A 13,765-nucleotide genomic window follows, 5' to 3' on the forward strand; every position below is an offset into this window, starting at 1 on the left:
TTATTATTTAGAACTAAAGGTGCTTTAGGTAAAATTATATTATAGATAGATTATTAATCCCTATTTCAAACCTCCTAACCATATGTTTTAAGATAATAGCTGAACCTTTGAGTTCCTTCCTAGCAATATTGCTAAAACTATGGTGGTGAGTTTTTGGTATTATCCAGGTTTTAAAAGGGTAGCAAAGAGCATAAGGGTTAATAGCAATAAAACTTCATTCTCTTTAATGAATCTCTAATTACCTGCTAACTCATATCTAATCATATTACAATGAATATGGTGATGGTACTAATTATGATATTTCCTAGCCCCTTCTAATTCCTCTTCAACCACTAGAGGGACTATTGACACCCTATAATCTTTCAATGAGAGTGCTCCTTTCATACTAGAAGTTTTTAAGAATTTGAATATAATTAAGCCTATTACCCTTGGCTCATTATTTATACCTTAGCTGCAATGCTTTGATAATACTATAGAGAGTTAGTTCCTAAGCTACTATTATGTCTTATAGATTCAATCAGCACTTCTGCTTATCCTATACCATTCATTTTTTGAAAAAATCCTTGATTATATTCAGTTAATCTACCTGAAGACTTTAAAATAGAATACTTATTATTTATACCCCTAACTCTCTAGAAGCCTTTCTTTTCAAGAGAATTTATAATTAAGCAATTAATTTTAATAATATCTCCTCTTCAAAACTACCACCAAAACCATGATAACGTTTGCATAAACAAATATATTTACATTATACCATTATCACCACCTTTCTGCAATCATTTATATAGACAAATCTTAATCTTTAAAGATAGTTTCTTATACCTTCTTTAAAACCATCCTTCTTTTTTAGTTAGATATAAATTCTACTCTATTTATTTTACTTACTTCTTTCTTAAAGATATTTAAACACTCTCCTAACCCCATACTATAATTAAATTAATTATATTTATTGTACCAAATTCTCTTAAAAATTGTAAAATAAAAAAAAATAACCCTATATAACCTTAAGTATTTAAAAATAAGATAATTTATGATACAATCTTATAGGAAATATTCTAATTATTATTAAAATTAATCAGTTTAAAATGGGGGTAATAACATAAATTATGAAATCACATATAATATTACTTTCTAAGAGAGAAGAGACATTCAATTTGGTACAAGACTCTTTATATAAAGAAGAATATAAATTACATCAGATATCTCCTGATGAATTAATGTTAAAAATCTACCAATTAAAACCTAAATTATTAATTACAGATATTGATTATTATCAAGAGAGTACAATTAAAGTGATTAAGATCCTACAATCCCAGAATTACTTGCCAGTTATATATTTATATTCTAATCCTTATCCCAAAATTATTGATAGGATTATAGAATCTGAAATTGTTATCAATAAATCTAATATAGCAGACAAGTTACCGAATTTAGCTAAACAAGCTATTAATTTTAAAAATAATTATAATAAGGTAACAGCAAGTTATGAAACTATTGATCTAATTAATAATAAAGTAGACCAACTATTAAAGGAATATATTAATAATGACTTTATTGATTATGGGGATTCGATTAAAGAAATTCTCAATTATGTCTTTGCGACCAACCCCTTTTTATCTAATAAGCCAGAAATTATCTTAACTATCTTTAAAGAAGACCTTCAAACGATTACAGATATATATATAATTTCAGAGAATAAGATTGAAAAATCAGCATTTCCAGTGGCTTTAAAGAATAAAGCTCCTTTCAAATTAAGTACACAGCTTGAAAATGAATTCTTCTATAATTGTAATGAAGATGATCTATCTGATATTGATGATTATCAAAATGTATTTGCTGATGAAATTCTTAATAGAATACATAAGATTAATAATTTCTCTGGATATCAAACAACAGACATCGCCTTAATAGGAATCAACTATAATAAGAAAGTAACTCACTTTGACGCCAATATTATTAAGACCTTGTCTATCAGCTTCAATCTAATTAAAAATATACACCATCAGCTTAATGAAGTTAAGAATGCCTTTATCTATACTATCAACTCCCTATCTAGAGCCGCAGAGGCAAGTGATGATGATACAGGCTATCATATCAAACGTGTTAATGAATATTCAAAATTAATTGCTAAAAGATTGGGGCTAGACAAAAATTTCATTGAAGAAATCTATTACTGTGCTCAAATGCATGATGTAGGAAAGGTCTACATACCTAAACACATCTTATGTAAAAGAGGAAAATTAACCGATGATGAATTTACAATGATAAAAAAGCACACTACTTATGGTGCAGAAATCATTGGAGATTCTCCACACCTTAAGATGGCTACAGATATTGCCCTTAACCATCATGAACGCTTTGATGGGTCTGGATATCCTAATGGCAAGAGTGGTGATGAGATTCCCCTATCAGCTAGAATCGTTATGTTAGCAGATATCTATGATGCTTTAAGGAGTTCACGCCCTTATAAACCAGCCTTTAGCCATGAAAAGACCTATGATATTATAGTTAATGGTGATGGACGAGTAGAACCTTCCCATTTCGATCCTAAAATTTATCAATTGTTTAAAAAGATTCATCACGAGTTAGATACAATCTATAATACTTGGAATGAACAGTCTAATTTAAAAAGGGAAGCTAGAGCATAATGCCCTAGCTTCTCTTATTTAGAACTAAAGTTAGCTAAACATAATAAAAGCTATATAAATTACTGCATAATTCCATAAATTCTCTTCTCTTTCTCTCTAAGATAATATCTAACCCATTCTCTATCCATTATCTCTTGTAAATCACCATCTATTTTTCTTAATAGCTCTTCTATCTCTGCTCCCAACTTAACAGCCTTCTCATTCTTGAAAAGGTTTTTAAGGCTTGACTTTTCTATCAATTTATTAATCTTCTTCTCTCTCTTAATTATCTCCTTCTCAACCATATCTACAAAGATAGGATACCAAAAGTCCCTGCTTATCTCCCTCTCTTCTGCCAATCTTTCAAGATTGAAGGCAGTCACATTTCTCACTATCAACTCTTTTTTAAAGAGTTGCTTCTTTTTCTCATCGTTTAGCTCCCACCCTTGAAATTGATCAAGAAATAGATATGGAGCAGCATCTGGATCATGCTTTAAGATACTACCTTGCTGACTATCTAAGACCTCAATAATATCAGCAATACTGAAATTATCCTTCTCATCTTGGTATAATCTTAACTTCTCATATTCTTTAAAATATATTAACTCTGTAGCATATTCCTCTAATTTAGCATCATATGCAACTAAAGTTCCTTCATAGTCTTCTAAAATCTCAAAAGCTCCATCACTTAGAACCATATAAATATAATCTTTAGCCTCATGTACCATCACTGCATGCCTCATCAACCCTTTGCGAGCTTGGAACTTACTCAATCGATATAATCGCTCTAATAATATCTCCCCTTCCATAATCTCTATTTCGGGTAAAAGCTCTTCTACTTTACTTAATACCCCTTCATCAAACTCTATTCTCCAAGTACTTTTATTGTACTCTACTCCTTGTATAGAGATTAAATCCCTAAATAGCTTCTTAGTCAATCGCTCTTTAATACCATATTTATCTTCAGTTAATTTCCAAATCTTCATTATAACCACCCTATGCTTTTTAATATCGCTATTATAGATAATACCGAATAAAGAAGGATTATTCAATAGATTTTCTAAAATTAATATTGGAATTTAAAATTAAACTTAATGGGGGTATATTGCGACAGTTTTCACTTTTTAAAAACTCCCCTCTCTTACTCTTAAGAGGGGGAAACAAAACTAAAAATATCACAATATCTATATATTATATCAATTTTTCTACTAGCCCAAGAGCTATTATAAAAATTTATCTCTTGAATTGCATATACTATAATAGATAACAAGTTATGAGTAAGCAGTCAAAAAGATTTTCTAATCACTGATTACTAATTACTAATTACTTATCACTAAATTAAATTGATTGGTCAAAGTTACTTGTGATATAATAAAATCAAAATATTCTTATAAAGAAGGTGATTTGTTCAAATGAATCAAAAGATTGCTCTATTAACTGATAGCACCTCTGATATTCCTAGAGAAGTTTTAGAAGAGAAGAATATACATAGCCTTCCTTTGAAGATAATCTATAAAGATGAAGAATATACCGATAGGGTAGATATTCAGCCAGAAGAGATTTATAATAGATTTGCAGAGGAGATTCCGACTACTTCTATGCCCTCTCCTAACGATGTTCAAAAGAAACTTTTAGAGCTGAAAGAAAAAGGGGTTACCCATGTTATCGCAATCCACATCTCTAGTGGTTTAAGTGGTACTTATAATATGGTTAGAATGATTGCTCAACAGGTTGAAGGCATCACTGTAGAAGTAATTGATTCTAAAGCATTATCTATGGGACTAGGAAGACTAGTACTTTATGCTGCTGAATTAATTGAGGAAGGTTTGAGTTTTAATGATATTATAGAAAAAATCAACGATAAGATGAAGAATACTGACATCTTCTTTGTGGTAAAGACCTTAAAGTATTTAATTGAAGGTGGCAGAATTGGTAAAGTATCAGGGACTATCGGGGAACTTTTAAATCTTAAACCTATCATATCCATTGATGAAGAGGGGCAATATTATACCCTTAAGAAGTCACGAGGAAGAAAGAAGTCTATTAATGCAATTTATAATATAGTTAGGGATAAGATTAAAGAAGGTATCAGTACTGTAGATGTGATGCATGGTGCTGCTTGTGAGGAAGCTAAAGAGTTATTAGAAAAAGTAAAAAAATTAGATAATGTCAAAGAGACTTTCTTTGGACAGATCGGTCCATCTATGGTTGTTCATACAGGACCTGGTTTAATTGGGGTAATAGTAAGTAAAGTAGACTGAAATTTAGTTTAGGAGTAATGTTAAGTAGATTTAATAAATAAAACCTACTATAACTTAAAACTATAATCAAATTATAAGAAAGGCGTAATATTACGCCTTTCTTATAATTTCTTGATAAACCTCTCTATCCTTTTTAAAGCCTCATAAATATTATCTAAAGAAGAAGCATAAGAACAACGAATAAACCCTTCTCCACTCTCTCCAAAAACATTACCAGGAATTACCACTACACCCTCTTCTTTCAATAACCTCTCAGCAAATTCATCGGAACTTAACCCAGTGCTTTTGATAGAAGGAAATACGTAAAAAGAGCCTTTAGGCTTAAAGCATTCTAAGCCAATCTCATTTAGACCTTTAACAATTACTCTCCTACGTTGATTATAAGATTTAACCATCTTCTCTACTTCTCTATCACCATTACGTAATGCTTCTAAAGCTGCCTTTTGACTGACTATTGGAGCACAGAGCATAGTATATTGGTGAATCTTCATCATCGCTTGAAGTATTTCCTCTGGAGCCGCTACATATCCAACCCTCCAACCAGTCATAGCATAAGCTTTAGAAAAACCATTAAATAAGATAGTTCTCTCTTTCATCCCTTCTAAAGTAGCAAAGCTAGTATGTTCTCCTTCATAAGTCAAACGACTATATATCTCATCAGATAAGACGATTAGGTTATGCTCCTTAACAACCTCAGCAATCTCCTCTAAATCCTCTTTATCCATAGTAGCCCCTGTTGGATTACTAGGATAACATAGGACTAAAACCTTACTTTTAGAGGTAATGGCTTCTCTTAAATCTTTAGCACGCAATTTAAAATTATCCTCTGCTTTGGTCTTGATTCTAACCACCTTACCTCCTGCTAATAGAGTAGATGGCTCATAGGATACATAACAGGGCTCAGGTAGAAGTACCTCTTCCCCTTCTTTTAACAAAGCTCTTAAAGCCAAATCTAAGGCTTCACTGACTCCAACGGTAACCAAAATCTGATTTTTAGGATTATATTCCAACTTATAATCTCTCTTTAATAAATTAGCTATCTCTTCTCTCAACTCTAAGAGACCATAATTGGAGGTATACATAGTATCTCCCTGCTCTAATGAATAAAAAGCAGCCTCTCTAATATGCCAAGGTGTTACAAAATCAGGCTCTCCTACCCCTAAAGAGATAACATCCTCTACCCCTGAAGCCAAATCAAAAAACTTTCTAATCCCCGAAGGTGGAATTGCCTGTACTCGTGGTGAAATCATCTCTGACCAATTCATGGTGATACCACTAACCGTTCTGCTGGCTTATTCTCTCCTTTAAATATTACTCCATCCTTCTTATAGGTCTTTAACATAAAGTGAGTAGCTGTACTTTGGACATGCTCAATGGTTGATAACTTTTCAGCTACAAATAAAGCAACCTCTTTCATCGTTCTACCTTCCACCTGAACCGACAAATCATAGCCACCAGACATTAGGTGAACAGAGTTTACTTCAGGAAATTTATAGATTCTCTTAGCCACTGCATCAAAACCAAAATCCCTCTCTGGTGTTACCTTTACATCTATTAGAGCAGAAACCAACTCTTTATCGGTCTTATCCCAATCAATCAAGGTAGAATATTTAACAATAACATTCTTCTCTTCTAATTGAATGATTTCATCTTCAACCTCTTTTACAGACAAATCTAGCATAGTAGCTATCTGCTCATGGGATAACTTACTATTATTTTTTAATAATTCTAAAATATCATCTCTCATCTTCACAACCCCTTCTCTACTACTTTTAGTTAATAATTTGGCTATTTATCATAAATCACTATCCACTTATGTAATTATTTTTACTAGTTTAAATATTGTTATAATGATTTTGATCAGATCACCAAATCTTAAAAACTTAGATAATTAATCATATAAACTATAATAACATATCGAGAAATTATTACAAGTTATAAAATACTTTAAAGAAAAATTTCTTAATAAATTTTAATATTAACTCTAAATAATCAATTAGCAGATTCAACATCTGAAATAATGTCATAGAATTCATCTCTTAATAGTAACTTAGAATCAGTATTCAGAAACAACATATATTTATCAAGTAAAGAGAATCTCCATTCCAATCCTTTAGTAATAGCAGCCAATTTTAGCTTCACTATTACTCGATCCTCTGTTAATGCTGCCTATTATTTCTTCTGTCTTTACAAAGATAATAGATTTTAATAAGGTTGAGATTCTCTTCTCTTTAATAATATCTACAAATTCTGCTCTACTTATCAAATTATTATACCTTAAATCACTTACAAACTCTTTTTCTACTAGTTAATATAAATAAATCTTCCTCATTAATATCTTCATCTAATGGGTTCATTAAAAATTTAAAAATAACTCTATTTCCAGTAGCAACACCAAATTCCTCTTTTAACATCTTCCTAATAAGTTTCTTCCTACTAACTATATAGACTGTAGCTGCTTATCAATATCAATTAGAATATCATTCTCTTTCATGCATTTAAATACCCCTGATTACCCAGCTAAACTCACTCTTCCAATAAACTATCTAACTTCTGTAAGTTATTATATTTGATAATATCTCTAAGCTCATCAATATACAATTCTCTACGTTGAGAGTAATTTAACAGACCTTCAGCTAATTTCAAGCTATCTAGTCTTTCTTCTCTCTCTCTTAAGTTTGCTCTGATCTTCCATAATTCTTCATAAGCATAATGGCTATTCAAATTATTAATATAACTCTTGATAGATTCTTCTATTGTATCAAACTTTCTAATTTTATAAGTAGCATTTACAGGTCTATCTTTAGGAACTACCCCTGCAACCATTTTGCTAAAGGTCCATTCCCCAAAGATATTATTGGCTACTCTTGTGAATCTAGAAGTCCCCCAACCCGACTCACAGGCAGCTTGAGCTAAGACTAAAGATAATGGTATAATATCAACTTTAACAAGTAATAAATCTAATGATTCTTGCAAATCATCACTTTTAACACTATACTCCTTCTTCAACTGATTTAACCATTCCTCATCTTCTAAACCAATTTTATCAGAAATAGAGTACTGCTTAGCAATAGACTGCAACCTTCTTCTATCCTCTATCAAATCTTGGTTAACATGATAAGCTCCAATTAAGATAATACTTAAGAATATCTTCTTCTTCTTAGCAACATCACTAATTTCACCAATATCCTCTGGGAATTTCTCCACCTTCACTCTAGGTATCTCTACTAACTCTTGATTGATATTATAATTATATTCCTCCAATAATCTTTCCCAGTCTTTATAACTATCATAAGCTATATTTGTAAATGAGTTTTGCTCAACCTCTTGAACTTCTTGAGCTTCTTCTGTTATTGGCTCAGCTTCCTCTTCTGAAACTAAAGCTTCCCCTGTTGAATCATCTTGCTTTAGATTCACTTCCTTTGAATTAAATAGACTAGTCCAAAAATACCCCATCATAGCTAAAAATATCATAATAACTAGTAAAAATATGACTTTGAATTTTGGTTTATTCAATCTAAATCTCTCCCCTTAATTTAAAAGGTGTAGGAGATTCCTACACCTTTTAATGATTTATCTAAATTAATTATAACATAATTAATTAGATATATTCTATACTAATATATGATTTATCTCCCATAAAAAACCTTTAGATTAACCTCTTCCTTATCTTATCTAAATTTGTAGTTGGACTCTGGCAGGCACAATTCTGGCAAATATATGCCGTTACCTTTCCATCTACCTGTTCATAATTTTCTATAAAAAGTAGACAAAAAATCATTTTAAGACCGGAAAAACGCTAGTACTTATCAATAATATTAGGATAATTAGTTAGTATTGAGACTATGTTATAAATTTATTCTTACTCTATATACCGCTTACGTTTCTTTAAGAGATAAAACCTAAAAATATAGAACCATTGATATAATTGATAATACCAAAATACGAATCTGCTAATATTACGTATAAAAAATAGCAGGCTATTTACCTGTTATTTTTCACTGCTTCCTAACTGCTCCCTACTCGTCACTCGTTACTATTTTAATCAAAAAGTGGCAACATAAAATCACTGCCACTTAATGTCTATAATTATTGCATCTGTAATACAGGTTCTTCAACAGTTTGATAAAGTTTACCAAAGGTACTTAAAGTCTTTTGGCTTGCAGCTTCTAATGGATAGTACCCGTTCTCTACCATCCATTGCCATACCTCATGGGCATGATGGGAGCTCATTTTAAAAGCATCTTCTAGAAAAGCACGTACCTCAGGATTACTTGTTTCCATTGCAGACCAAGCATACTCTCTACCTGCTCTCTTTAAAGTTAATAGATATGCTGTAGCAATCTCCCTATCATTTAAGCTTTGAACATCAATTCTAGGCTTAACTGGTTGAATTGCTACATTTGATTGGGTAAAGGATGGGAGAATACTTTTTATATCTGGTACTGGCAGACTCTCAGTAGCTCCCTCTGCCTTACTTAAATATTCTGCTTTCATATTATAGTCTCTAATGTGAAGTGGAAAATGCCTTTCTATCATAGAACGTAATTTTTGATCTTGTACTTGGTTTAAAAAAAGTCCCATATTGGTAATAGAGTTGACACAACTCATTGCTAACTCATGTAACTGATATGCTTCATTAGCAGCTAATTCCATTCAAATCACTTCCTATTCTCTAAGATTTTATTTAATTTCAATTAATGATAATTAATTTACAGTAAATATAATTTACTTATTGTCTTTAATTTATGATGGTAATATTTATTCTATATCTTGGTTTGATATAGAATAATCATATACAGTAAATTTTCTTATAGTATTTTTATATCCATCAAATTAGTAAACTTTTCTACTCCTTCTGAGGTTAAAAAATTCATTTATATCTATACTTTAACACCTCTTTTAGAGTAATTTTATGGTGAAAATAATACTTCAACATAAAAAGGGTTTTTATTTACTTTTTATAGATAATCAACACAGTTGTCTATTATTAAACTCCAACATGTATGAGTATTTCCATTTAACTCAATTTAATTTTATTATAATTATCATCTCTAAGATTAAATCATTTGATTTTATTATCTTTGAGTAATTATTTTATCTGCTTTCTTGTAAATTAGTGATAATTAGTACTCTAAAAACCGATGAAAATATCTTATCTTCAACTTATTATACATTTTAATTATTCGTTCTCTTTTTTTATTTTCGGAATTTTCGTATAATAACACCAAAACAAAACTGTTGTTTCTCATTTGTTTACTAATTCATTTACTACTTTGAATTATGTGACACTACAGCATTAGAGAATAATTTTATCTAATTTATTGTAAAACAATGTATAATCATATTCTAAAAACCAGCGGAACCATCCTGTTTTTGACTTATTATACATTTTATTTATTTGTTCCCTATTTTTTCTTTACTTTTTTTCGGAAAATTTTGTATAATAATGAAATAAGAACTATAGTTCTTATTTGAGTATGGCTTTATTCACTGATTATTTACTACTTCAACTTGGGTCAAATAACAAAATTTTAGGAGGGTAATTTTTTATGTCTAAAAAACTTATGAAAAATGTAATTGTTTCTTTTTTGCTTGTTCTGTCGGTGTCCTTTTTAACATTTACTACACAACCAGTAATGGCAGCTGAAACTACATCCTGGATTAGAGGTGTTAATCTACCTGCAATTTGGTATGATTCACAATCATATTCGGCACTGACAGATATTGCAAATGCCGGTTTTAATACTGTTAGAATTGTTTGGCAAACAGATGGCTCTGCATCTAGACTTAATGATTTCTTAAATAAATGTGATAATTTAAGCTTAAAGCCTATAGTTGAGTTACATGATTTTACTGGAGGTACTTCATCCTCAGATATAAGCACTGCTGTTGATTATTGGCTTAGATCAGACGTCTTTAGTGTAATCCAAAACCATCCTAGTGTTTGGATTAATATAGCAAATGAATGGGGCCCATCAGGAAGTACAGTATGGCGTGATGCCTATATAAATGCAGTAACTCGCCTGCGTAATGCTGGCTATGGTGGAGCAATTGTAATTGACTCTGGTGGTTGGGGGCAAGATGCCAATGATATTCTATGGTATGCATGGGATATCATCAATGCAGACCCAAATCAAAATACTATCTTTACTATACACATGTACGGGTCATGGAACAATAACTCTGACATTGCTAACTTCTTAGGACAATGTATTGATTGGAACATCCCAATTATAATCGGTGAATTTGGATACAACTACAATAATGGAGATAACAACCTTGGTTCTCAAGTAGATGCAGCTTATTTAATCCAGTATTGTAAGGACAATAGCATTGGTTTCATCCCATGGTCATGGTCAGGAAATAATTCTGAAAATGCTTGGTTAGATATGACAACAGATTTTGGTAGTTATACTTGGTGGGGAAATTTTATAGTTGACAACATGTGGTAAACCATAATGAATTTCTGTTTTCTTGTACAAGCATGTTAGTAAATAATCAAAGTGAATAAAGCGATAATTTGGGTTATTGTACAACTATTTATAGTCATACAATAACCCTTTATTATTTAAAGAATATCTAAAAATTTATTATATAATCAAGTGGCTATAGGCACTTAAGCCAAATTCATACCCTTTCCAAATACTCTTCTAAAGTCGCTCCATTGCTAGCAATCTCATAAGAAATATGATTATTCCCTACATAACGTAGGTGCCAAGGTTCATATTGATAACCAGTAATATCTTCTTTTCCCTGAGGATATCTGATAATAAAACCAAATTTAGGAGCATTCTCTTTAAGCCACTTTCCTTCTCTTGTCTCTCCAAAGGATTGGGTTAATCTAAAATCCACCTTAGGACTGGTTACATCCATAGCTAAACCTGTTTGATGTTCACTCTCTCCTGGCTTAGCACTAAATTGATTGGCTCTCTCTAAACCATATTGCATAGACTTAGAAGTAAAGATTGCTTTCTGCCGGTCATAGGAGCGATACCCAGAGGTAGCATATAGCTCAATGCCATCCTCTTTAGCCTTTGCAAAGAGTTTCTCCAAAGCCCTAGCAGCATCCTCTCTCATTAGCTTCTTCTCATGGAATTCTGGAAAAGGAAAGGGAACATTAGGTACTACCAAATTAGCTGGGATATAGTTTGAGGGTAGACTATTACCCTTATTAACTAGGGCTAAAGTATCACTAGGGTCTGCTAAAATAGTATGGTCTGTAAGTAGAGCCTCTGCTAAATATTCCTTTGTTTTAGGTCCATATATTCCATCAACTTTCAAGGCATCATACTGCCTCTGAAAGTCAGTAACTATTCTTTTAGTTGTAGGACCATAAACCCCATCTTCAACCAATGAATATCCTAAATTATTAAGAGCTACCTGTATACTTTTTACCTCTTTTCCTCTATCACCGACTCTAAAGACCCCATCTGGTAAGTCTATAGTGGATAAGTTACCTTGATTAGGTATAGTTAGAGCTTGACCAATATAGATTTTATCACCAGCCAAACCATTGACCCTCTTTAACTTCTCTACACTCAAATTATATTTTCTAGCAAGCTTAGATAGAGTATCACCTGCTTGTACAATATGGGTACCCTCTTGTAGTTGGGGCAGCTTCAATTCCTGACCTATATAAATCAAATTACCACTTAACCCATTGATGGCTTTCAATTTAGAGATTGTAGTTCCAAATTTCTCAGATATCTTTGCTAAAGTATCACCAGATTTCACTCTATAAGTTCTCAAATTCTGGATCTGGGGCTGATTGACCTCTGCACCTCTTGCAATCTCAATATTAGCAAAGGATAATGATGCTACTAATAAAGAACCTAACATTAAATTAACACTCTTTACTTTAATATTTGGTAATTTCTCTTTAATATAATCACGAATTCCTCGCTCTAAATCTCTTCTCTCTTTATTCCCTATTCCATCAAAATCTTTAGCAAATTCAGTTAGTTCTTGGTCAAGATATAAGACAACTGTATAACCATCTTCTCTTTTAACTAGCTTATGCCCAATGAATAACTCCATAATTCAACCACCCTTTTTATCATAATTATCTCTTCAGCGATTAAAAGTTTAATAGGATACTACTCTCATCTTATTATAAGTAAGGTGCTAGACTCTATAAGTACTTTATAATCGCTAACTTTCAATTTAAAAGATACAAAATTTGATGGTAAATGAGAAGTAATAGGTAATAAATGAAACAACTTCTAATCTCTTACGACATTAAATTCAATTATAATCTTTGAACTAACTATTGCCATAAATCTATTAATAGTATGGGAATATTACTCTTAAATAATACAATTGTTCTATCAGATAAAAATAATATAATTAAATTTTGAATTAAATTAAAAAACCAGACCAATATTGGTCTGGCTAAATAAATATATTTGGATAATCTTATCCCTTTTTAGTAATGATCTTCTTGATTCTTTTCTTCCCATCAATAATCTCTTCACTGATTTCCTCTTCTATCTCGATAGTATTACTCTCTAAACTATTGAAATTTACTGAAGAATTCATATCATCTTGTAATATTTTTCGCACCTCTAAACCATTTTGAATAATCGAGTTTAAACTACCTTGGAAATCAATTAATTTATCCACAGTAATGTCTTCCATCTTCATAACTTCTCTCATCTCTTCAGCTCCAGCATTAAATAGTTCAGCCAAAGCCACCTTCTCTAAAGCTGTAGATTGTAACATATCCGTTAAAGCTTCTTCCCTCTTTTTAGTCTGTAGCTTTAATTCAGGCATTAATTCCCCTCCTTTTAATTAGGAATTTTTTCATATTATGCTATTACATCTTATTAAAGTTGGAGGAATTATATAACCTAAATATTAAGTATCATCTTAAAT

The 13,765-nt window shown here is 31.2% G+C and carries 11 protein-coding genes; 3 read left to right on the forward strand and 8 right to left on the reverse strand.

Annotated elements, in window-relative coordinates; genetic code table 11:
* Nucleotides 1-1,106: 1,106 nt before the first annotated feature.
* Nucleotides 1,107-2,648: an HD-GYP domain-containing protein gene (locus tag U472_RS11920; RefSeq protein ID WP_068718742.1), complete on the forward strand. Its 1,542-nt coding sequence runs from the start codon at nt 1,107-1,109 to the stop codon at nt 2,646-2,648.
* 59 nt (nt 2,649-2,707) lie between these two features.
* On the opposite strand, the gene U472_RS11925 is transcribed toward U472_RS11920, so the two are convergent.
* A complete protein-coding gene (locus tag U472_RS11925; RefSeq protein ID WP_068718744.1) occupies nt 2,708-3,613 on the reverse strand; it encodes a hypothetical protein in 906 nt (301 codons plus the stop codon).
* A gap of 426 nt (nt 3,614-4,039) precedes the next feature.
* On the opposite strand from U472_RS11925, the gene U472_RS11930 reads away from it, so the two are divergent.
* Nucleotides 4,040-4,888 carry a DegV family protein gene (locus U472_RS11930; protein WP_068718746.1) on the forward strand — a complete coding sequence of 283 codons (849 nt, stop codon included), beginning with the start codon at nt 4,040-4,042 and terminating at the stop codon, nt 4,886-4,888.
* A 101-nt stretch (nt 4,889-4,989) separates the two neighbouring features.
* Here U472_RS11930 and U472_RS11935 read toward each other — a convergent pair whose 3' ends face one another.
* From U472_RS11935 to U472_RS11950, 5 genes are all read right to left on the reverse strand, one after another.
* Nucleotides 4,990-6,153, reverse strand: coding sequence for an aminotransferase class I/II-fold pyridoxal phosphate-dependent enzyme (locus U472_RS11935; protein ID WP_068718748.1), 1,164 nt, complete (start codon nt 6,151-6,153; stop codon nt 4,990-4,992).
* On the reverse strand, nt 6,150-6,635 hold the full coding sequence (locus U472_RS11940; protein WP_068718750.1) for an Lrp/AsnC family transcriptional regulator: 486 nt from the start codon (nt 6,633-6,635) through the stop codon (nt 6,150-6,152). Before U472_RS11940 ends, U472_RS11935 begins: the two co-directional genes overlap by 4 nt.
* A 245-nt stretch (nt 6,636-6,880) precedes the next feature.
* Nucleotides 6,881-7,030, reverse strand: a complete 150-nt coding sequence (locus tag U472_RS16895; RefSeq protein WP_176714167.1) for a hypothetical protein — start codon at nt 7,028-7,030, stop codon at nt 6,881-6,883.
* 384 nt (nt 7,031-7,414) lie between these two features.
* The gene (locus U472_RS11945) at nt 7,415-8,404 is read right to left on the reverse strand and encodes a glucosaminidase domain-containing protein (RefSeq protein ID WP_068718752.1); all 990 of its coding nucleotides are present in this window, start codon (nt 8,402-8,404) and stop codon (nt 7,415-7,417) included.
* Between the two features lie 573 nt (nt 8,405-8,977).
* Complete coding sequence (locus U472_RS11950) at nt 8,978-9,544, reverse strand: spore coat protein (protein WP_068718754.1); 567 nt, start codon at nt 9,542-9,544, stop codon at nt 8,978-8,980.
* 950 nt (nt 9,545-10,494) lie between these two features.
* Here U472_RS11950 and U472_RS11955 point away from each other — a divergent pair.
* Nucleotides 10,495-11,343 carry a cellulase family glycosylhydrolase gene (locus tag U472_RS11955; protein WP_176714168.1) on the forward strand — a complete coding sequence of 283 codons (849 nt, stop codon included), beginning with the start codon at nt 10,495-10,497 and terminating at the stop codon, nt 11,341-11,343.
* Between the two features lie 175 nt (nt 11,344-11,518).
* Here U472_RS11955 and U472_RS11960 read toward each other — a convergent pair whose 3' ends face one another.
* Together U472_RS11960 and U472_RS11965 are read right to left on the reverse strand one after the other, a co-directional pair.
* Entirely contained in the window at nt 11,519-12,928 is a 1,410-nt protein-coding gene (locus tag U472_RS11960; RefSeq protein ID WP_068718758.1) for a D-alanyl-D-alanine carboxypeptidase family protein, read from the reverse strand.
* 378 nt (nt 12,929-13,306) lie between these two features.
* Entirely contained in the window at nt 13,307-13,663 is a 357-nt protein-coding gene (locus U472_RS11965) for an alpha-helical endospore appendage domain-containing protein (protein ID WP_068718760.1), read from the reverse strand.
* Nucleotides 13,664-13,765 lie beyond the last annotated feature (102 nt).

The organism is Orenia metallireducens, assembly GCF_001693735.1.
In the GTDB taxonomy this organism is placed as follows: Bacteria; Bacillota; Halanaerobiia; order Halobacteroidales; family Halobacteroidaceae; genus Orenia; species Orenia metallireducens.